Consider the following 270-nt stretch of genomic DNA (forward strand, 5'->3'; position numbering starts at 1 on the left):
AGTGTAACCAATAGTAATACGACTAATTTTATCTTTTAAGTCTTTAATACTTCTACTTAAACATAAAATCGCCATAATTTCAGACGCTACTGTAATATTAAAGCCATCTTCACGTGGTACACCATTTGTAGGTCCACCTAACCCAACGTTTACATGTCTAAGTGCACGATCATTCATATCTAATACACGTTTCCACTCAATACGTCTTTGATCGATTCCTAATTCGTTACCTTGGTGAATATGATTATCGATAAACGCAGACAATGCATT

Annotated in this window: 1 protein-coding gene; it reads right to left on the minus strand. The window is 34.4% G+C overall.

The genetic code is table 11. From position 1 onward, the window contains the following. The coding region (locus tag GUI70_RS25690; protein WP_161884572.1) for a formate--tetrahydrofolate ligase at positions 1–270 on the minus strand (270 nt) is incomplete at both ends.

The organism is Deinococcus alpinitundrae (assembly GCF_009982895.1).
GTDB lineage: Bacteria > Deinococcota > Deinococci > Deinococcales > Deinococcaceae > Deinococcus > Deinococcus alpinitundrae.